Genomic DNA, 19,367 nt, shown 5'->3' with positions numbered 1-19,367 from the left:
TGTGAGTCCTATGGGATCTCTCGAAGGACGGGTCGCGCTCGTCACGGGCGTGAGCAGGCGGCAGGGCATCGGGTACGCGATCGCGCAGCGGCTGGCCGGGCTGGGCGCGGACCTGTTCGTGCAGCACCACGTCGCGCATGACGCCGGGCAGCCGTGGGGCGCGGATGTCGTGGACGAGGTGCTGGCAGACATCGGCGCTCGGGGACTGGGCGTGGATCTGGCACGACCCGAAGCACCGGACGAGCTGATGGCTGCGGCTGTGAAGGCTTGCGGACGCGTCGACGTGCTGGTGTGCAATCACGCGCGGTCTGGTGGCGACGGGCCGCTGGGGGCGTTGGACGCCGCCATGCTCGACGAGCACTACGCCGTGAACACACGGTCGTCGATTCTGCTCGCGCAAGCGTTTGCCCGTCAGTGGAACAGGGCTGATGGCGGGCGGATCGTGTTCATGACGTCCGGGCAGAACCTCGGGCCGATGCCGGGTGAGATCGCGTACGCGGCATCGAAGGGCGCGCTGGCGGCGATCGTGGCGACGCTGTCGCACGAACTGGCGGACCGGGGTATCACCGTCAACGCGGTGAACCCCGGTCCGACCGACACCGGCTGGGCCGGGCCCGAGCTGACCGACGTCGTCAATGAGCGGATGCCGTTGAAGCGCTGGGGTCAGCCGGACGACGCCGCCCGGCTGATCTCCTGGCTGTGCACCGACGACGCCGCGTGGATCACCGGGCAGGTGATCGACAGCGAGGGCGGCTTCCGGCGTTAGCTGTCCTTCGTGACCAGGCGGATGGCCGCCAGGCCGGTGCCGATCAGCAGGTAGCACCCGGCGAGCAGTGTGCTGTCACCGATCTGCCCCAACGGGATCGGATCGCGCATCACGTCGATCAGCCCTGGGAAGCCCGTCGTGATCAGGAACGGGTGCAGCCAGTCCAGTGAGGTGAACTGCCCCAGCACCTGGAACACGATGATCGTCGTCATCGTCGCCGCCTGCACCACCAGTGGATGCTCGGTGGTCGACGAGACGGCGAGGGCGACGGCGCCGATCGCCACCATCTGGAACGTCACCAGCAGGATGAACAGACCGATGCGCGCCAGGCCCTCCGCGGTCGAGAGCGTGGTGCCGGACAGCGTCATCATGCCGTCGGTGCCGAGGAACGCCGTGCCCGCGATGATGCCGACGACGGCCATCAGCGTGACGGCGAACAGCGACATCGCGGCGAGGCCGAAGAGCTTCACGAACAGCAGCCGCACGCGTGACACCGGTGCGACCAGCAGGCCGCGCAACGTGCCGTGCTGGGCCTCGCCCGCGAGGCCGTCCGCCGCCCAGATCGACGCCACCAGCGGCAGTAGCAGGTTGAGCGACAGGAACAACGTGAAGATCGGCACGACCATGCCGTTGCCCTGCAGGATGGCGCCGAGCCCGGGAGGCCCGCCGCCGCTCTCACCGTCGTCGCTCGCGGTCCAGATGCCGAAGCTGATGAGGATCGGGACGAGGATCAGGCCGAACAACCCGATGAGGGTCCGCGGCCGGCGCAGCATCCAGCGCACCTCGGAACCGAACTGCCGCGTGATCATCGCCGTCCCCCGTCCAGAGTGTCCACAGCGGACATTCCGCGCTCGGCCTCCTCGGCCTCGGTGAGCCGTGCGAACAGCTCCTCCAGGCCGGTCTTCCAGCGGGTCGCCTCGAAGACACGGGCGCCGCCCTGGACGAGCGTCTCGATCACCTGCGGCGCGCTCGTCCCGGCGAGCTCGACCCGGAGGCCCTCGCCGAGCGGACGGGCGGAGATCTTGGCCTGCCGGAGAGCGCTCAGCGCCTTCTCGACGTCCGGGGTGATCACCTGGAGCGCCGAACCGCCCGCCTGCAGCAGTTCGGTCAGTTCTCCCTGTGCCACCACGGTGCCGCGGTGCAGCACCGCGACGTGCGTGCAGGTGGCCTCGACCTCGCTCAGCAGGTGGCTGGAGACGAGGACGGTGCTGCCGGCCGCGTGCAGTTCCGCGATGATCTTGCGGATCTCCCGCGTGCCGGCCGGGTCGAGGCCGTTGGTCGGCTCGTCGAGGACGACGAGCCTGCGCGGCACGAGCAACGCCGCGGCCAGGCCGAGACGTTGCTTCATGCCGAGCGAGTAACCCCGGTACCTGCGGTGGGCCGCCTGGGCGAGCCCGACGCGTTCGAGGGCGTCCTCGACTGCCTGCTTGATCTCCTTGCGAGGCAGCAGCGGCTCGAACGCGGCACACCTGACGAGGTTCTCCCGTCCACTGAGGAACGGGTGGAACCCCGGACCCTCGACCAGCGCGCCCACGTGCGGCAGCGCCTGCTCGGCTCCCTCTGGCAGCGGCTTTCCGAGCAGTTCGATCTCCCCCTGCGTGGGGCGGACCAACCCGAGCAGCATCCGGATCGTGGTCGTCTTGCCGGACCCGTTGGGTCCGAGCATGCCGAGCACGGCACCTTCCGGCAGCTCCAGGTCGACGCGGTCCACGGCGACCGTGCTCCCGTACTCCTTGCGCAGACCCTTGGTCCGCGCGGCGACAGCTGTCTTGCTGGGCGCTGTCGCCGGCGCGCTGGTCGAGGTGGTCACTTCACCTGTCCGATCGTGTCGAACAGGACCTGCTCGGGCACGGCACCCGCGACGACACGACCGTCGTCCGCGATCAGGATCGTGGCGACCTTCGTGTTGAAGATCTGGCCGCTACCCCAGGCACCGCTGACCTTCTTGGTGAACTTGTCGACCAGGCCCTGAGCCTCGGCGGGAACCTGGGTCATGGCCTCGGCCGGAATGCGTGCGCCGACGACCGTGTCCCAGCCCGTGCCGAAGATCTGCGGGTCCTTGCCCTGCAACGCCTGCTCCAGGCCGAGCTCCGGGCCGCGGTCGCGGTCCTTCTGCTCCTTGGCCTCCGGCGTGGTGACCTTGGCCTGGGCCGGCGGCGTGAACTCGAAGAGCTTCGGGTCCTGCGCGCCGACGTTGATCTCGCTGAAACCGACCGTGCCCGCGGGCTCGCTCGCCCCGTTGGTCAGCACGGCCACGCGCAACGGCATCTTCAGCTCGGCGTCGACCGCGATCCGCACCTCGCGGATCAGGGTCTTCTCGCTGGCCTTGGGGGTCAGCACGAGCTCGTAGGCGGCACGGTTCGCGACTCGCGCGGTGCCGTCGACGGTGATGTCGCTGAACTCCTTGGTCATGCCGACGACCTGCTTGGCCGCGGCGGCCGGGTCGACCGCCTGGGCCTTCTGCTCGTCCGGCTTCGGCTGGTCCGCCTTGTGCTCGGCCTTCGTGACCTCGTTGTTCGCCGAGTTCCACGACCACGTGATCTTGCCGTCGTTCACGATGGTCTGCTCGGACTGGCCGTTCGGCAGGGCGGCGCGGAACTTGCCGTTGCCGTCCGTCCAGATCCGGGCGCTGTGCTTGCCGTCGGCGAGCTGCGGGATCTCGGCGAGCGCCGGCAGGCCGAGCTTGTTGTCGACCTCCACGGTCCCGCCGAACGCACCCGGCTTGCTCGTCAGCACCTGTTCGACGAGTGACTCCGCGGACACGTCCGGGAGTGATGGCGGCTGGCCCGCACCCGCTGGCATGGCGGCAAGGCTGAGCCCTGCCACACCGGTGATCACACCGGCCGCCGCAGCGGCCAGGGTCACCTTTCGCTTGTTCATCAGTGGTCCCCTCCTCCAAGGGCTTGTACCCATAGCTTGGCGGTGGGTTGCTGAGATGGTGCTGAGACTACTCCCACCTGCGGTTTTGTGTCTGTTCCCAGGTGTTTCCTGAGAGTCGGCTGAGATCTTGCGCGCAGCTGAGAGCCGCGCGCGGCATGCTGTGACCCGTGAAGCCTCGAGTGCTGGTCGTGGACGACGAAGTCGGCGTGCGCCGGGCGTTGGAGCGTGGCCTTTCGGCCGAGGGCATGGAGGTCGTCACCGCCTCCGACGGGCCCACGGCGTTGCGGGTCGCGTTGACCGGGGCCTTCGACGTGGTGCTGCTCGACATCATGCTGCCCGGGCTGTCGGGCTACCGCGTGCTGCAGCGCATGCGCGCCGACGGGGTGCGGACGCCCGTGCTGATGGTGTCCGCGAAGGACGGGGAGGTCGACCAGGCGGACGGCCTGGACCTCGGCGCCGACGGTTACCTGGTCAAGCCGTTCAGCTTCGTCGTGCTGGTGGCCCAGGTCAGGGCGTTGCTGCGACGGGGTGGCGGGGCGCGCCGGAGGCTGACGCTGGGGCACCTGGTGATCGACCGCGGGCTGCGCGAGGTCAGCTGGGGCGGGCACGACGTGTCGCTGTCGCCGCGCGAGTACGCGGTGCTCGACGTGCTGGCGTCGCGGGCGGGGTCCGTGGTGACCAAGGACGAGCTGCTGCGGACCGTCTGGGGAGACGAGCAGGCCGCGACCAGGAACGCCGTCGAGGTCTACGTCGGGTACCTCCGGCGCAAGCTGGACGCCGTGGGGGCCGGCGAGGTCGTGCGGACCATCCGCGGGCACGGGTACATCGCGTCCACGCCGGACCTGGACAACGCGCTGGGCAACAAGTGAGTCCTGGCTGGTGGTTGCGGCGCACGCTGCGCTTCCGCATCACCGTCGTGGCCACCGGGGTCGCGTTGCTGTGCCTGCTCGCGTTCACGGGGCTCGCGCCCGCGTTGATCGGGCTGATCCAGATCACCGCGGTCGACCAGGCGCTGGAGAAGTCGCCGCCGCGGGTGCTGGACGTGGCCGGCGTGCCGGTGGACGGCAAGCCGCCGCTTCCGCTGACCACGCAGGACATCCGGACGCTGAGATCCGGGGAACCCGTGCTGCGGCTGGAGGGGGAGTCCGCGCACCGGTTCCGCGGGCAGGTGGTGTTCTCCGCGGACGGGACGCCCCGGCTGGAGGTCTACGCGAGCACGTTGCTCGGGTACGGGAAGGCCAACACGCTCGGCTCGCGCTGGCTGGCCGTCGCGGCGGTGCTGGTGGCCGGGCTGGTGGGGATCGCGACGTGGCTGTCGGTGCGCTCGTCGTTGCGGCCGGTGGAACGGATGCGGGTCGCGGCGGGGGAGCTGCCGCACGGTGAACGGCTGCCGGTGCCGCCGTCGCGCGACGAGTTGCAGGCGCTGGCCGAGGCGTTGAACGCGTTGCTGGCCCGGCGGGACGAGGCCACGGACCGGTTGCGGCGGTTCACCGGGGACGCGGCGCACGAGCTGAGGTCGCCGGTCGCGTCCGTGCGGGCGCAGGCCGAGGTCGCGGTGGCGCACCCGGATCCCGACTTCTCCATCGAGGTGCTGGAGTCGGTGGTCGAGGAGTCGATCCGGCTCAGCGCCCTGGTGGAGTCGTTGCTGATCCTGGCCCGCGCGGACACGGCGGCGCCACCGCGCGCCGAGGCCGTGGACCTGGTGCTGGAGGCCGAGGCGGCGATCTCCCGGCTGGACACGGAGCTGCTGGTGCGGCTGACCGCCCCGCCGTCGGCGTGCCTGGTGTCGGCCAGGCGCTCCGAGGTGGAGCTGGTGCTGGACAACCTGCTGCGCAACGCCGCCCGGTACGCGTACTCGACGATCACGCTGACGCTGGTGCCGGTCGGGCGGGACGTGCGGTTGCTCGTGGACGACGACGGGCACGGCATCCCCGCCGAGCACCGCGCGAAGGTGTTCGACCGGTTCTACCGGGTGGAGGAGGACCGCGGCCGCCGGTCCGGAGGGTTCGGTCTCGGGCTGGCCCTGGTGTCGCACCTCGTGCAACGGAGGGGCGGGACGGTCCGTGCCGCGGAGTCACCTGCCGGTGGTGCGCGTTTGGAGATCCGCTGGCCGTCCTGGTAGCAAGCTCTGGTGCCAGAGTTGCGAGCGTCGGCGCTGGTCGACGCGCCTGTCCCCGTTGTCGCGGGTGCCCTGCTGGACACCTCGCTGATCACGGGGTTCGGGGTGGGGGTCCCGGGACCGTTGCTGTGCCTGGGAGACGTGCTCACCGGGCCGTTCGGGGTGCGGCTGACGGTCACGCGCGCTGATCTGTCCGGTGTGTCCGCGGCCGGTGACTTCCTGGAGCTGCACACCGATCTCGTGGCGACCGCCGCCGGGACGATGGTGGTCGACCGGGTCTCGTGGACTTCGGTACGCGGTGTCGTCGGCCGGTTCGCGGACGTGACGGTCGGGCGCGGGATGGCGTTGCGGGTGCTGGAGAAGCGCTCGGCGTCGCTCGCCCGGCGGTGCGAGGAGCTGCGCGCGGCCAGGGTCGTGGTGGGCGCGGCGATCGTCCGGGATGGACGGTTGCTGGCGCAGCAGCGGTCCTACCCGGAAAGCCATGCGGGGCAGTGGGAACTGCCCGGTGGGCGGGTCGAGCCCGGCGAGAAGCCCGCGGACGCGCTGGTGCGCGAGTGCGTGGAAGAGCTGGGTGTCTCCGTTGTCGTCGGCGAGCAGGTCGGGCCGGACGTGCCGTTGAAGAAGGACATGGTGCTGCGGATCTTCGCCGCGGAACTCGCCGGCGGTGAGCCGGAAGCGTTGGAGCACAACGCTGTCCGGTGGCTCACCGCCGGCGAGCTGCCCGGCCTGGACTGGCTGCCCGCCGACCGCGTGCTGGTGCCGGCCCTTCAGGAACTCCTCAACTGAGCCCGGACAGGCGCAGGGCCGCGTTCAGCCGGTGCTGGGCGCGTTCACGGGCCCGTTCCGCGCCGGACGCCCTGATCCGGTCCAGCTCGGCGGGGTCGGCGAGGAGCTCCAGCGTGCGGTCGCGCACGGGACGGAGTTCCTCGATCACCGCTTCGGCCACGACGTTCTTGAGGTCGGCGAACCTGCTCGTGTAGTCCTCGGGGTCCTTGCCGGTGCAGGAGGCCAGGATCTCGGTCAGGTTCGCGATGCCCTCGGTGGACGACACGGCCCTGCGGACCTTGCGCCGCACCAGGTCCGGGTCGTCGAGCACGAAGACGACGCCCGTGGAGTTCTGCGCCGACTTGTCCATCTTGCGTGCCGGGTCCGAGAGGTCCTTGATGCGCGCCCCCACCTTCGGCACCACCGCGGTCGGCACGATGAACGCGTCGCCGTAGGCGTGGTTGAACCGCCGGGCGAGCGCGCGGGCCAGTTCGACGTGCTGGAGCTGGTCCTCGCCGACCGGCACCTCCGCGGTGCCCTGCAGCAGGATGTCCGCGGCCATCAGCACCGGATAGGTCAGCAGGCTCAGGCGCACCGAGTCGCGGCCGAGCGACTTCTCCTTGAACTGGATCATCCGCGCGGCCTCCCCGTACGTACAGGTGCACTCCAGCACCCAGTTCAGCGCCCCCAGCTCGCGGATCAGATCGCTCTGCACGCACACGCTGGCAGGGGCGATGCCGGACGCGATGAGCACCGCGAGCTGCTCCCGCGTCATGGATCGCAGCCGTTGCGGGTTGTGTGACGACGTCATCGCGTGCAGGTCGCTGATGAAGTACACGTCGTCGTCGGTGCCCTCACGAGCCCACGTGCGCAGCGCGCCGAGGTAGTTGCCCAGGTGCACCTGGCCGGAGGGCGTGATGGCGGAGAGCCGGATCATGACGTTGGTCCTTTCGTGCAGGACCGCCCCGACGAAACGCACAAAAAAGCCGCCCGTCGCGGGCGGCTCGTGTTGCGTCAGTGGTGAACTCTGCGCACAGCTACTCCGGCCGCCTGAAAGCGGCCCGCCAGAAGGCGTTCATCGTGCGCACGATCATGAGTATAGGTCTACCGTCAACGTATGTTCATCGTGCTGCTGAAGTACGCCGCGCCACTGGAACAGATCGACTACGCCCTGCCCGACCATCGAGCCTGGGTCGAGAAGCAGTACGAGCGAGGTCTCTTCCTCGCCTCGGGGCGTCAGGTGCCGAGGACGGGCGGCGTGATCATCACGCGGCCCATGCCGCGGGGCAAGCTCGAAGCGCTGCTCGCCACGGACCCGTGGGCCGAGCAGAAACTGGTGAAGTACGAGATCTGTGAGTTCGAGGCGACGCGGACGGCGCCCGAGCTCCTGAAGCTGAACGAGGCCGTGCTGCAGAGCTAGGCCTCCGGTTCGGCCAGCCACTCGATCGCCGCGCTGGGCGACCGGGGTGGCGCCGTGTGTCCGGGACCCGCCGCCGGGCAGGTGAGCTTCGACACCTGTCCTCTGGCCGTCGTTCCCGGTCGAGTGACGCTGGCGGAGGCCTGGACCCGGGTGGGTCTCAGGCAGCCTTCTTCAGGGCCTTCCTGGCCGCCTTCTCAGCCTTCTTCGCGGCCTTCTTCCTGGCCTTGTCACGCTCCTTGAGCAGGAACGGAACCGGGCAGCGCTTGCACTGGGGCTTCGACCGGCAGCACTTCTTCTTGAGCTTTTTGCCCACTGGTTGAACTCCACTCCGACACGTATCGCTAGAGTAGGTGAGGCTCAGTTCACTGGCACTCTTGTGTGGTAATGGCGACGCAGCCGGTAGTATCAGTAGTGGCCCTGCGCATCGAAGTGTCCGGCGCGAGCCCCTCCAACGCCTTCGAAGCTCATAGGAGTTCTGCGTGCCCACGGCCACCGTGTCTGTCCTTCAGACGCGAACTGACCTGCGAAATGTCGCGATCGTCGCGCACGTCGACCACGGTAAGACCACCCTGGTCGATGCAATGCTGCGCCAGTCTGGCGCCTTCTCCGCGCGTGCCGAGCTCGTCGACCGGGTCATGGACTCGGGCGAGCTCGAGCGGGAGAAGGGCATCACGATCCTCGCCAAGAACACGGCTGTGCGCAGGCACACGCCGGACGGCGACGTGATCATCAACGTGGTCGACACCCCCGGCCACGCCGACTTCGGCGGCGAGGTCGAGCGTGCGCTGGCGATGGTCGACGGCGTCGTCCTGCTGGTCGACGCGTCCGAGGGCCCGCTGCCCCAGACGCGCTTCGTCCTGCGCAAGACGCTCTCGGCCGGCCTGCCGGTGATCCTGCTGGTCAACAAGGTCGACCGCCCCGACGCCCGGATCTCCGAGGTCGTCGAGGAAGCCCACGACCTGCTGCTCGACCTCGCGACCGAGGTGGGCGCCGACGAGTCCGTGCTGGACCTGCCGGTCGTCTACGCCTCGGCGCGCGCCGGTCGTGCGTCGCTGAACCAGCCCGAGGACGGCGGCCTGCCGGACGAGGAGAACCTGGACGTCCTGTTCCAGGTGCTGCTCGACCACATCCCCGCCCCTCACGTCGACGTCGACGGCCCGCTGCAGGCGCTCGTCACGAACCTCGACGCCTCGACCTTCCTCGGTCGTATCGCACTGTGCCGCATCCACCAGGGCACGATGCGCAAGGGCGAGACCGTGGCGTGGTGCCGCGAGGACGGCGAGCCCGTCAAGGTCCGCATCACCGAGCTCCTCATCACCGAGGCGCTGGACCGCGTCCCGGCCGAGTTCGCTCGTGCGGGTGACCTGGTCGCCATCGCCGGCATCGCGGACATCACCATCGGTGACACGCTGGCCGACGCCGAGACCCCCGAGGCGCTGCCCCGGATCACGGTCGACCAGCCGGCCATCTCGATGACCGTCGGTGTGAACACCTCGCCCCTGGCGGGTCGCAACGGCGGCACCAAGCTCACCGCCCGCGTGCTCAAGGCGCGTCTCGACGCCGAACTCGTCGGCAACGTGTCGGTGAAGGTCCTGCCGACCGAGCGCCCGGACACCTGGGAGGTGCAGGGCCGCGGCGAGCTGGCGCTGGCCATCCTGGTCGAGCAGATGCGCCGCGAGGGCTTCGAGCTGACCGTGGGCAAGCCCCAGGTCGTCACGCACATGGTCGACGGCAAGATCCACGAGCCGTTCGAGCGCCTGTCCGTCGACTGCCCCGAGGAGCACCTCGGCGCCGTCACGCAGCTGCTGGCGAACCGCAAGGGCCGCATGGAGAACATGTCGGGCCACGGCACCGGCCGCATCAAGCTCGACTACGTGGTCCCGTCACGAGGCCTCATCGGCTTCCGCACGGAGTTCCTCACCGAGACCCGAGGCACCGGCATCGCCAACGCCGTCTCCGAGGGCTACGCCCCGTGGGCGGGCGAGATCCGCACCCGCCACAACGGCTCCCTGGTAGCCGACCGCACCGGCTCCATCACCGCCTACGCGATGATCCAGCTGGCCGACCGAGGCACCTTCTTCGTGGAGCCGGGCGCCGACGCCTACGAGGGCATGGTCGTGGGCGAGAACCCGCGCGCCGAGGACCTCGACGTCAACATCACCCGCGAGAAGAAGCTCACGAACATGCGCTCCTCCACGGCAGACGTGATGGAGACCCTCGCCCGCCCCCGCAAGCTCTCGCTGGAAGAGGCGCTGGAGTTCTGCGCCTCCGACGAGTGCGTGGAGGTGGCCCCGGAGGTCATCCGCGTCCGCAAGGTGACCCTGGACGCGAACCTGCGAGGCCGCGAGCGCTCGCGTCTCAAGGCGCGCGGCTGACACCAGCGCTGACGTAACGCCTGACAGGGCGGCCGGGCCAATGGCCCGGCCGCCCTTCGTCTTGTCCGGGGTGCTGCCAGGGGGCAGGACGGGGCGCGGTGGAGGAGTGATCTGGGCCGGACGAGGCCTGAGCCGGACGGCGCCGGTGGCAGGAACGGCCTGAAGGCAGGGTTGGGGGCGGCCTGGACGACTGGAATGGCCGATGTGAGGGGTGGGGCTGGCCCTGACCAGAAGAGCGGTCAGAGCCAGGCCCTGGGGCGCGGCGGGACTCAAGCCGCGCGGGCAGGGCGATGGCGGAGCCGAGCCACCCTGCCGCCCAACGCAACGGCGAAGCCGAGGCGTCCCTCCCGCACACGCAGGGCAACGGCGGAGCCGAGCCTCCCCTGCCGCCAATGGCAATGGCGAAGCCGAGGCGTCCCTCCGCACGCGAAGGGCAACGGCGAAGCCAAGCCGCCCTTCCGCCAACGGCAATGGCGAAGCCGAGGCGTGTGGACCTCTCCCTGCTGGTCAAGCGGTGATGACGCAACCAACCCCGGCGATTGGGGCTTGACCTTGAGTGGGCGGGATGCTCCCCTCATGGGCACGGCCGGGCGCTTTTCAGCCCGGCCTTTTCCGGCCGTCAAGCATCCCGCCAGAGGCTCAAGGTCAAGCCCCAATCGCTATCGACGCGCAGCGGCGATGACCGGCACCGACCCGGTACTGCCCGCCCAGCCACCCACGCACGGTGACCGCCCGCACGGCAGGTGACCACCCCGCTGGAACAGCAACAGGCCAACGCAAGCCGACCCGCACGCCCCCAACCCGCCCGCCCACGCAGGGCGACCGCCCGCACGGCAGGTGACCACCCCGCTGGAACGCGACAAGCCCACGCAAGCCGACCCGCACGCTCCCCAACCCCCCGAAAGCCGACCACTCGCACAGCAGCCCACCACCCCGCCGGATCCAACCCACCCAACCCCCGAACCACCCACCCAAGTGACCCGTACTACCCACCAACCGAGCAACCCGTAACAACCACCACACGTCCCACAAGTGGCGCGGGTGACAAAAGCCGGGTTGCCCGAACGCCACCACCAACCTTCTGGCAATGTGAGGACCATGAGGCGACTCGGGGGAGTGCTTGCTGCTGCCGTCCTGTGCGGCACAGCTGCGGCGTGCACGAACGCGCCGCCTCCGCCCCTGGTCCCCAAGTCCGAGGCGCCTGTCATCACCACCACGGGGCCCAAGGTCACCGAGATCGTGGTCGGCGTGGACGACGTGGCCGGCGGTTACAACCCGCATGCCCTCGCCGCGCAGAGTCCCATCACGACCGCGTTGAGTTCGCTGCTGCTGCCGAGTCCGTTCAGGCCGGGCAACGACGGCGCGCCGCAGCTTGACCGGAACCTCATGGTGAGCGCGAAGGTCACGAAGGCCGAGCCGTTCACGGTCAGCTACACGATCCGTAAGGACGCCAGCTGGTCGGACAGCGCTCCGATCGCCGCCGAGGACTTCTACTACCTGTGGCAGCGTATGCGGGCCGAGCCCGGTGTGGTGGATCCGGCGGGTTACCGGCTCATCAACAACATCAGCGCGCGTGAGGGCGGCAAGGTCGTCGAGGTCGTCTTCGGCAAGCCGTTCCCTGGGTGGCGGAGCCTCTTCTCGAACCTGTTGCCCGCGCACCTGCTCAAGGACGCGCCGGGCACGTGGTCGAACGTGCTCTCCACCGGCTTTCCGGCCACTGCGGGGCCTTTCCAGGTGCGCAGCCTCGACGAGCCGCGTGGCGAGGTCGTGCTCGAACGCAGCGATCGGTACTGGGAGGTGCCGACGACGCTCGACCGGGTCGTCATCCGCAGGGCCACGCACAGCGCGATGGCCGAGTCACTGTCCAAAGGCGACAATCAGGCCGCGCTGCTTCGTGCGGACGCCGCGGATGTGAACGTGCTCAAGGAGATCGAGAAGGTCACGACGAAACCCGTGCCGCGCAACGAGGTCGTGCAGGTGTTGTTGCGGCCGGCGAGTGAGCGGCTCGCGGACGTCAAGATGCGCAAGGCGATCGTGGCCTCGCTCGACCGTGAGGCGCTCATTGCGTCCGGGACGCAGAGCGGGCCGAGTGCCTCGTTCCGGGCCGACTCGTACGTGGTGCCGCCCAGCCGTGCCGGGTACGTGCAGACGATCAACGGGAACACGCTCGACGTGGCGGCGAGCGAGCAGTTGCTGACCGAGGCCGGCTACTCCAAGGCCGGCGCCGAGTGGCAGAAGGACGGCAAGGCGCTCAAGCTCCGCATCGCCGCGCCGGAGAAGACCGAGCCGTACGTCGGCATCGCGAACCGGATCAAGGTCCAGCTGAAGGAACGCGGGATCGACTCCGAGGTCGTCACGCCGAGCGCCGAGGACCTTTTCAGCACGCAGCTCACGGAGAAGGACATCGACATCGCCGTCGTGCCGCGGGTCGACGCGGGGGACACGGCGGCGGCGCTCGCGAGTGAGTTCGGGTGTGCCGGTGACGCTCCGGACGGGGCGACGCCCAGCCCGCGGAACGCCGCCGGCTTCTGCGACCCGGCGATCCAGGCGGACATCGACGCCGCGCTGACCGGCAAGGTGCTCGTGGCCGACGTGCTGGCGCGGGTCGAGCCGTTGATCGCCGCCCAGGCCGTTTCGGTGCCGTTGTTCCAGGTAGTCGATCTACTTGGTGTGCTTCCCACGGCGGTCTCGGGTGTCGACGCCGGGGCACCCTTCGCGGGCGTGCTCAGCGACGCACCCGAATGGCGGCGTCTCGACAGGTAGTCGGGGCCGAAAAATGCGTTGCGCGCGCCCTTTTCGCGTTGCTACGTTCGGCCGTTGTCGTTGACAGAATTTCACGTGCCCGGTCAACGAACGCTTTCGCCCGGTAATCGGGCCATTGCGGCCTGCTACAACCTGTTTCCATTGGGTCACGATCACCCCCTTAGGTAGTGACCGCCGCCTCAACGGGTTCTTACCGTGCTGCCCACGATGTGCCGGTTCGGGGCGCGTATGGCACATCACGGTTATGGGCGTGCTGGCCGACCAGGCCACAGCCGCCCAGTGCTAGGAGGGCACGTGTCGATGAGGAGAACCAAAGCACTGCCGGCGATCGCGCTGGTCGCCAGCGCGTCTCTCGTGCTGGGTGCCTGCGGTGGCGGCGGCGGTGGGAGCAGCGACGCGAACGGTGGCGACGCCACCATCGCGGAGATGGCTGTCGCACGCGGCGAGTCCGCGGACGGCTACACCGCGCCGGAAACGAAGCCGAGCGACCAGGTCGTGGTGTCGACGGACAAGGCGTTCACCGCGTACAACAACGCGACTGAGGACGCCAACCAGTCCTACAACACGTTCGCGCTGGTTCTCACGCAGCCGGGTGCGCACATCCTGAACGGCAACAACAAGTACAGCGTCAACAAGGACGTGATGGAGAGCGTCGAGGTCACCTCGAAGTCTCCGCAGGTCGTGACGTGGAAGCTGAAGAAGGGCGTCACCTGGTCCGACGGCGAGGCCTGGGACTGCGACGACTTCTACATGGCGTGGTTCACGCAGAGCAACTCGTCCAAGAAGGCCGACGGCAGCAAGTACTTCAAGCCGGCCGGCAGCACCGGGTACGACCTGATGACCGGTGAGTGCAAGGACGACCAGACGTTCGTCGGCAACTTCGCCGACCCGTACCCGGACTACATCGGCCTGTTCAACAACGACGTTCTCCCCGCGCACATCCTGGAGAAGAACGCCGGCATCGCCGACATCACCAAGCTGAACAAGGACAGCGCGGCCGCTGACATCCAGAAGGCCGCCGACTTCTGGAACGAGAAGTGGAACGGCTTCACCGCGGCGCTCATGCCGGGTGCGGGCCCCTACGTCCTGACGGCCTTCGAGCCGAACCAGTCGGTGACGCTGGAGCGCAACCCCAAGTGGGTCGGCAAGCCCGGTGGCCCGTCCAAGATCGTCCTCAAGGCGGTCCCGGACCCCGTCGCGCAGGCGCAGGCGCTGGAGAACGGTGAGGTCGCCGTCAACTCCATGGCCCAGCCCGACGCGAACGCCGCGACGAAGCTGAAGGGCCTCAGCGCCCAGGGCATCACGTTCGGCGCGGGCCCCGGCCTGTCGTTCGAGCACTTCGACATCCAGATGAAGCACCCGGTGCTGTCGAAGGAAGAGGTCCGCAAGGCGTTCTTCATGTGCGTCAAGCGCCAGGACATCATCGACAAGCTGATCTCCGAGGTGCAGTCCGACGCGAAGCCGCTCGGCAGCCTGATCTTCTTCCCGAAGGACGAGGGCTACAAGGACCTCTACGCCGAGAAGGCCAAGGGCGACCCCACCGCGGCGAAGAAGATCCTCAGTGACGCGGGCTGGACGCAGGGTGCGGACGGCGTGTTCGCGAAGGACGGCGTGCGTGCCTCCTTCCGGATCAGCCACACCGACATCCCGCGGCGCAAGCAGACCGTCGAGCTGGTCCAGGGCCAGTGCAAGGAAGCCGGTATCGAGATCAAGGACGACACCGACCCGAACTTCCTCGACGAGCGCGTGAGCCAGGGTGACTACGACGTCGCGCTGTTCGCGTGGTCCGGTGGCCCGACCAAGAGCGACAAGAAGTCGATCTACGAGACCGGCGGTGGCCAGAACTGGCAGAACGTGTCGGTCCCGGCAGCGGACGAGGCCTTCAAGTCGGCCGTGTCCCAGACGTCGATCGCGGACTCGCTCAAGTTCTTCCAGAAGGCCGACGAGGAGATCTCGAACGCCTACGCGTCGCTCCCGCTCTTCCAGATGCCGAACATGTGGGCATTCAAGGGGCTCGACCGCGTGTACTTCCAGAGCTACTACGGCGCGCTTTGGAACGCCAACGAGTGGCAGACCAAGTAATCGTCTTAGCTGAAGTGCGCAACGCCTGACCGGGCGGGGCCGGACCACGAGTCCGGCCCCGCCCGAGCCGGGTTGCCCCCTAGGAGCCCGCCGTGATCCGCTACATCATCCGACGGCTGCTGATCTCCATACCCATCCTGCTGATCGGCAGCTTCGCCTGTTACGTCCTGGTCGCCACCGCCGGAAACCCCTTGGCGGAAATGCGATTCCGGCCCGGCGTCACCGAAGCCGACCTCAAGGCCGCCGAGGTGGCCCTCGGCCTGGACAAGCCGGTGTTCATCCGTTACTGGAACTGGCTCACCGACTTCCTGTCCGGCGACTGGGGTCAGAGCATCGCCCTCGGTCAGGCCAAGACCGCTGTCTTCCCGGCCGTCACCGACGCGCTGTGGACCACCGGACGCCTCGTCATCGGCGCCGAGCTCCTCGCCCTCACACTGGGTGTCTCGGTCGGCGTGCTCGCCGCCGTGCGCCAGTACTCGATCTTCGACTACCTGGCCACCAGCACCGCGTTCCTCATGTTCTCGATGCCGATCTTCTGCGTCGCGGTCATCGTGAAGAACTACGGCATCCAGTTCAACAACGTCCTGGAGTCGATGGGGCTGGACCGCTGGCTCACCACCGCGGGCCCACGGCCGGGTGGCTTCAGTGGCAGCTTCGGTGAAGTGATCTTCAAGTACACCGGCACGTTCCTGCTGCCGACGGTCGCGCTGATGCTGATCAGCTTCGCCGCCTACAGCCGGTTCGAACGCGCCTCCATGCTGGAGATCCTGCACTCGGACTTCGTGCGCACCGCGCGGGCGAAGGGCATCTCCCAGAGCCGCGTGATCTTCAAGCACGCGTTCCGCAACGCGCTCATCCCGGTGTCCACGCTGTTCTCGCTGAACTTCGGTGCCGTGCTGTCCGGCGCGATCATCACCGAGACCGTGTTCGGCTGGGCCGGTATGGGCACGCTGCTGGTCAACTCCGTGCGGCAGTTCGACCCGCCGATGCTGATGGGCTGGCTCGCCGTCACGGCGACCCTGATCGTGCTGTTCAACCTGATCGCCGACGTCGTGTACGGCATCCTCGACCCTAGGATTCGCCTTGGCTAACATCAACTTGGCGGCCGAGGGCGGCGTGGTGAACAGCGCTCCCGGATCTGGCTCCCACGAGTTCGACGCCGCGAAGACCCGTACGCAGGGTCAGCTCGTCCTGCGGCGCTTCCTGCGCCACCGGCTCGCGATGGTGAGCCTCGGTGTCTTCGTCTTCCTCGTGCTGTTCGCGTTCGTCGGCCCGTTCGTCTGGACCTACGACTACGAGGACGTGACCAGCAAGTCCTACCAGCCGATGAGCGGCACCCACCCGCTCGGCACCACCCAGGTCGGCAAGGACATGCTGGCGCTGCTCATGCGCGGCACGGCCTACTCGCTGCAGATCGCGTTGATCGTGGCCGCGCTGGCGACCGCGATCGGTGTGACCTTCGGTGCCCTGGCGGGATATCTGCGCGGCTTCATCGACACGGTGCTGATGCGCCTCGTCGACCTGCTGCTGATCATCCCGCAGATCGCGGTCGCCGCGATCGTCGTCAAGGGCTTCTCCGGCAGCTGGTACGTCGTCGCGCTGGTGCTCGCCGCGTTCGCGTGGATGTCGATCGCCCGCATCACCCGCGGTGAGACGCTTTCGCTGGCACAGCGGGAGTTCATCGAGGCGGCGCGGGCCTGTGGTGCCTCGACGCCACGCATCATCTTCAAGCACCTCGTGCCGAACATGATCGGCAGCATCACGGTCAACGCCACGCTGGCGATCGCCGCCGCGGTGCTGACCGAGGCCGCGTTGTCGTTCCTGGGCCTGGGCGTCCAGCCCCCGGACACGTCGCTCGGCGTGATCGTGCTCGAGAACTACGGGCAGTTCATGAACCGGCCGTGGCTGTTCTGGGGTCCGTTCATCGTGCTCGTGTCGCTCTCCCTGGCCGTCAACTTCATCGGTGACGGCCTGCGCGACGCGTTCGACCCGAGGCAGACGAAGGTGCGTGCCTGATGAGTGTTTCCGAACTGACGGAGGACTTCCTGCCCTCCAGCACCACCGCGCCGTTGCTCTCGGTCAAGGACCTGTCGGTCACCTTCCCGACCGATGACGGCGACGTCCGAGCCGTGCGCAACGTCTCGTTCGACCTCAACCCCGGCGACGTGCTGGGCATCGTCGGCGAGTCGGGCTCCGGCAAGTCGGTGTCCTCCATGGCGATCATGGGCCTGCTGCCCAAGAACGCGGTCATCGACGGCTCGATCCGCTACCGCGGCGAGGAGCTGAACGGTCGCACCTACAAGCAGATGCAACCGTTCCGCAGCAAGCACATCTCGATGATCTTCCAGGACCCGATGACGTCGCTGAACCCCGTCTACACCGTGGGGTGGCAGCTCGCCGAGACCTATCGCGCGCACCACAACGTCTCCAAGAAGGCGGCGTGGGCCAAGGCGATCGAGTCGCTGGAACTCGTCGGCATCCCGCAGCCGGACAAGCGTGCGAGCCAGTACCCGCACGAGTTCTCCGGCGGCATGCGGCAGCGCGTGGTCATCGCGATGGCGATCATCAACGACCCCAGCGTGATCATCGCCGACGAGCCGACCACCGCGCTCGACGTGACGGTGCAGGCGCAGATCCTCGACACCATGCTGCGCCTGCAGTCCGAGACCGACGCGGCGATCGTCATGATCACGCACGACCTCGGCGTGGTGGCGGGCATGGTCAACCGCGTGCAGGTGATGTACGGCGGCACCGTGGTCGAGTCCGGCCCGGTCGACGACGTCTTCGAACGCCCGCGGATGCCCTACACGGTGGGACTTCTGGGTTCGGTCCCGAACCCGGCCACCCTGGGCAAGCGGCTCACCCCGATCAAGGGCACGCCGCCGTCGCTGGTGAACCTGCCGAGCGGCTGCTCGTTCTCGCCGCGCTGCCCGCTCGTCGCCGACGTGTGCCACGAGTGGGAACCGCTGTTGGAGGAGGCCGGCGCCGCGAACCACACGACGCGGTGCCACCGCTGGGAGCACCTGGCGACGGTCGAGACGCCGCAGAGGCTGTTCCTGCACGACGAGATCGGCACGGTGGAGAACCCGGCCGCGTTCGCCGCGGCCAACCCCGACGAGTCGCTCGAAGTGACCGCCGTGCACGGGTCTTTGCTCACCGGCCTGAAAGATGAGGAGGCGAAGTGACCGCGCCACTGCTGGAGGTCACCGACCTCGTCAAGGAGTTCCCCGTGCGGGGCAAGGGGATCATCCCGCGCAACACCGGCACGGTGCAGGCCGTGTCCGGGGTGTCGTTCTTGCTGCAACCCGGTGAGACGCTCGGCCTCGTCGGCGAGTCCGGCTGCGGCAAGTCCACGACCGGGCGCGCGATCCTGCAGCTGCACAAGCCGACCTCGGGCTCGGTGAAGTTCGAGGGCCGCGAGCTGACGTCCATGACCAACAAGCAGTTGAGGCCGCTGCGCAAGGACATCCAGATCGTCTTCCAGGACCCGTACGCGTCGCTGAACCCCAAGTGGCAGGTCAACGACATCATCGCGGAACCCCTGGTGATCCACGGTGTCGAGGGCGGCGTGCAGCGGCGGGTCAACGAGCTGATGGAGCTCGTGGGCCTGAACCCCGAGCACCGCAGCCGTTACGCGCACGAGTTCTCCGGCGGTCAGCGGCAGCGCATCGGCATCGCCCGTGCCCTGGCGCTGAACCCGCGGTTCATGGTGCTGGACGAGCCGGTGTCCGCTTTGGACGTCTCGGTGCAGGCCGGTGTCGTGAACCTGCTGGAGGAACTGCAGGAACGGCTCGGGCTCGCGTACCTGTTCGTCGCGCACGACCTCTCGGTGGTGCGGCACATCTCGGACCGGGTCGCGGTCATGTACCTCGGCAAGATCATCGAGATGGGCGATCGCGAGGCCATCTACGGCAGGCCGATGCACCCGTACACGCAGGCGTTGCTGTCCGCGGTGCCGATGCCGGACCCGAAGGCGGAGCGCCGGCGCCAGCGGATCGTGCTGACCGGTGACGTGCCGTCGCCGGTCAACCCGCCGTCCGGGTGCCGGTTCCGCACCCGGTGCTGGAAGGCCCAGGACATCTGCGCCACCGAGGAACCGAAGCTCGAAAAGCGTGGTGGGCCGGAAGGAACGTTGTCCGCGTGCCACTTCGCCGAGGAACGCTCGGTCGTGTGAACTCGTGGGCGGTTGTGGCCGGA

17 protein-coding genes are annotated in these 19,367 nt (G+C 68.6%); 12 read left to right on the top strand and 5 right to left on the bottom strand.

Annotated features, from left to right (window positions below):
* The first annotated feature begins 10 nt into the window (after positions 1 to 10).
* A complete protein-coding gene (locus BLR21_RS19125; protein WP_090007198.1) occupies positions 11 to 766 on the top strand; it encodes an SDR family oxidoreductase in 756 nt (251 codons plus the stop codon).
* On the opposite strand, the gene BLR21_RS19120 is transcribed toward BLR21_RS19125, so the two are convergent.
* The 3 genes from BLR21_RS19120 to BLR21_RS19110 are packed head-to-tail and all read right to left on the bottom strand — an operon-like array spanning position 763 to position 3,646.
* Positions 763 to 1,575, bottom strand: coding sequence for an ABC transporter permease (locus BLR21_RS19120; protein WP_090007197.1), 813 nt, complete (start codon positions 1,573 to 1,575; stop codon positions 763 to 765). The two genes, BLR21_RS19125 and BLR21_RS19120, sit on opposite strands and share 4 nt — an antisense overlap.
* Positions 1,572 to 2,576, bottom strand: a complete 1,005-nt coding sequence (locus BLR21_RS19115) for an ABC transporter ATP-binding protein (RefSeq protein WP_090007196.1) — start codon at positions 2,574 to 2,576, stop codon at positions 1,572 to 1,574. The genes BLR21_RS19120 and BLR21_RS19115 overlap by 4 nt, the downstream gene beginning before the upstream one ends.
* Positions 2,573 to 3,646 (bottom strand): LolA family protein, encoded by a 1,074-nt coding sequence (locus tag BLR21_RS19110; RefSeq protein ID WP_090007195.1) that lies wholly within the window; start codon positions 3,644 to 3,646, stop codon positions 2,573 to 2,575. Before BLR21_RS19110 ends, BLR21_RS19115 begins: the two co-directional genes overlap by 4 nt.
* A 167-nt stretch (positions 3,647 to 3,813) precedes the next feature.
* Between BLR21_RS19110 and BLR21_RS19105 the strand changes: the two genes are divergently transcribed.
* Genes BLR21_RS19105 through BLR21_RS43830 form a run of 3 tightly spaced genes read left to right on the top strand, consistent with a single transcriptional unit; the run spans position 3,814 to position 6,551 of the window.
* The gene (locus BLR21_RS19105; RefSeq protein ID WP_256334789.1) at positions 3,814 to 4,515 is read left to right on the top strand and encodes a response regulator transcription factor; all 702 of its coding nucleotides are present in this window, start codon (positions 3,814 to 3,816) and stop codon (positions 4,513 to 4,515) included.
* Complete coding sequence (locus tag BLR21_RS19100; RefSeq protein WP_090007193.1) at positions 4,512 to 5,768, top strand: sensor histidine kinase; 1,257 nt, start codon at positions 4,512 to 4,514, stop codon at positions 5,766 to 5,768. Before BLR21_RS19105 ends, BLR21_RS19100 begins: the two co-directional genes overlap by 4 nt.
* 9 nt (positions 5,769 to 5,777) lie before the next feature.
* Positions 5,778 to 6,551 carry a (deoxy)nucleoside triphosphate pyrophosphohydrolase gene (locus tag BLR21_RS43830; RefSeq protein ID WP_256334788.1) on the top strand — a complete coding sequence of 258 codons (774 nt, stop codon included), beginning with the start codon at positions 5,778 to 5,780 and terminating at the stop codon, positions 6,549 to 6,551.
* On the opposite strand, the gene trpS is transcribed toward BLR21_RS43830, so the two are convergent.
* Positions 6,544 to 7,467 carry a tryptophan--tRNA ligase gene (trpS, locus tag BLR21_RS19090; protein ID WP_090007434.1) on the bottom strand — a complete coding sequence of 308 codons (924 nt, stop codon included), beginning with the start codon at positions 7,465 to 7,467 and terminating at the stop codon, positions 6,544 to 6,546. The genes BLR21_RS43830 and trpS overlap by 8 nt on opposite strands.
* A gap of 180 nt (positions 7,468 to 7,647) precedes the next feature.
* On the opposite strand from trpS, the gene BLR21_RS19085 reads away from it, so the two are divergent.
* Positions 7,648 to 7,950: a YciI family protein gene (locus tag BLR21_RS19085; protein WP_030482187.1), complete on the top strand. Its 303-nt coding sequence runs from the start codon at positions 7,648 to 7,650 to the stop codon at positions 7,948 to 7,950.
* A gap of 157 nt (positions 7,951 to 8,107) precedes the next feature.
* Here the strand turns inward: BLR21_RS19085 and BLR21_RS42550 are convergent, their stop codons facing one another.
* Complete coding sequence (locus BLR21_RS42550; RefSeq protein ID WP_176929698.1) at positions 8,108 to 8,263, bottom strand: hypothetical protein; 156 nt, start codon at positions 8,261 to 8,263, stop codon at positions 8,108 to 8,110.
* Positions 8,264 to 8,429: 166 nt separating this feature from the next.
* Here BLR21_RS42550 and typA point away from each other — a divergent pair, with 166 nt between their 5' ends.
* The 7 genes from typA to BLR21_RS19050 all read left to right on the top strand — a co-directional run bounded on the left by typA (position 8,430) and on the right by BLR21_RS19050 (position 19,344).
* Positions 8,430 to 10,325 carry a translational GTPase TypA gene (gene typA, locus BLR21_RS19080; RefSeq protein WP_090007192.1) on the top strand — a complete coding sequence of 632 codons (1,896 nt, stop codon included), beginning with the start codon at positions 8,430 to 8,432 and terminating at the stop codon, positions 10,323 to 10,325.
* Between the two features lie 1,098 nt (positions 10,326 to 11,423).
* Positions 11,424 to 13,088, top strand: a complete 1,665-nt coding sequence (locus BLR21_RS19075; RefSeq protein WP_090007191.1) for an ABC transporter family substrate-binding protein — start codon at positions 11,424 to 11,426, stop codon at positions 13,086 to 13,088.
* Positions 13,089 to 13,388: 300 nt separating this feature from the next.
* Positions 13,389 to 15,170, top strand: a complete 1,782-nt coding sequence (locus tag BLR21_RS19070; RefSeq protein WP_090007190.1) for an ABC transporter family substrate-binding protein — start codon at positions 13,389 to 13,391, stop codon at positions 15,168 to 15,170.
* Between the two features lie 92 nt (positions 15,171 to 15,262).
* On the top strand, positions 15,263 to 16,261 hold the full coding sequence (locus BLR21_RS19065; RefSeq protein WP_090007189.1) for an ABC transporter permease: 999 nt from the start codon (positions 15,263 to 15,265) through the stop codon (positions 16,259 to 16,261).
* Positions 16,254 to 17,186: an ABC transporter permease gene (locus tag BLR21_RS19060; protein WP_420843896.1), complete on the top strand. Its 933-nt coding sequence runs from the start codon at positions 16,254 to 16,256 to the stop codon at positions 17,184 to 17,186. Before BLR21_RS19065 ends, BLR21_RS19060 begins: the two co-directional genes overlap by 8 nt.
* Entirely contained in the window at positions 17,186 to 18,355 is a 1,170-nt protein-coding gene (locus BLR21_RS19055; RefSeq protein WP_090007188.1) for an ABC transporter ATP-binding protein, read from the top strand. Before BLR21_RS19060 ends, BLR21_RS19055 begins: the two co-directional genes overlap by 1 nt.
* Complete coding sequence (locus BLR21_RS19050; RefSeq protein ID WP_090007187.1) at positions 18,352 to 19,344, top strand: ABC transporter ATP-binding protein; 993 nt, start codon at positions 18,352 to 18,354, stop codon at positions 19,342 to 19,344. Before BLR21_RS19055 ends, BLR21_RS19050 begins: the two co-directional genes overlap by 4 nt.
* Positions 19,345 to 19,367 lie beyond the last annotated feature (23 nt).

It is taken from the genome of Lentzea albidocapillata subsp. violacea, from assembly GCF_900100275.1.
In the GTDB taxonomy this organism is placed as follows: Bacteria; Actinomycetota; Actinomycetes; order Mycobacteriales; family Pseudonocardiaceae; genus Lentzea; species Lentzea violacea.
The sequence above is the reverse complement of the archived record's forward strand: the minus strand, read 5'-3'. Positions and strand labels throughout refer to the sequence as shown.

What these genes read in the sequence shown, in the direction of transcription:
- trpS (WP_090007434.1), bottom strand. Translation starts at nt 7,467, where the DNA reads ATGATCCGGCTCTCCGCCATCACGCCCTCCGGCCAGGTGCACCTGGGC.
- BLR21_RS19125 (WP_090007198.1), top strand. Translation starts at nt 11, where the DNA reads ATGGGATCTCTCGAAGGACGGGTCGCGCTCGTCACGGGCGTGAGCAGG.
- BLR21_RS19055 (WP_090007188.1), top strand. Translation starts at nt 17,186, where the DNA reads ATGAGTGTTTCCGAACTGACGGAGGACTTCCTGCCCTCCAGCACCACC.
- BLR21_RS19070 (WP_090007190.1), top strand. Translation starts at nt 13,389, where the DNA reads ATGAGGAGAACCAAAGCACTGCCGGCGATCGCGCTGGTCGCCAGCGCG.
- BLR21_RS19075 (WP_090007191.1), top strand. Translation starts at nt 11,424, where the DNA reads ATGAGGCGACTCGGGGGAGTGCTTGCTGCTGCCGTCCTGTGCGGCACA.
- BLR21_RS19110 (WP_090007195.1), bottom strand. Translation starts at nt 3,646, where the DNA reads ATGAACAAGCGAAAGGTGACCCTGGCCGCTGCGGCGGCCGGTGTGATC.
- BLR21_RS19085 (WP_030482187.1), top strand. Translation starts at nt 7,648, where the DNA reads ATGTTCATCGTGCTGCTGAAGTACGCCGCGCCACTGGAACAGATCGAC.
- BLR21_RS19120 (WP_090007197.1), bottom strand. Translation starts at nt 1,575, where the DNA reads ATGATCACGCGGCAGTTCGGTTCCGAGGTGCGCTGGATGCTGCGCCGG.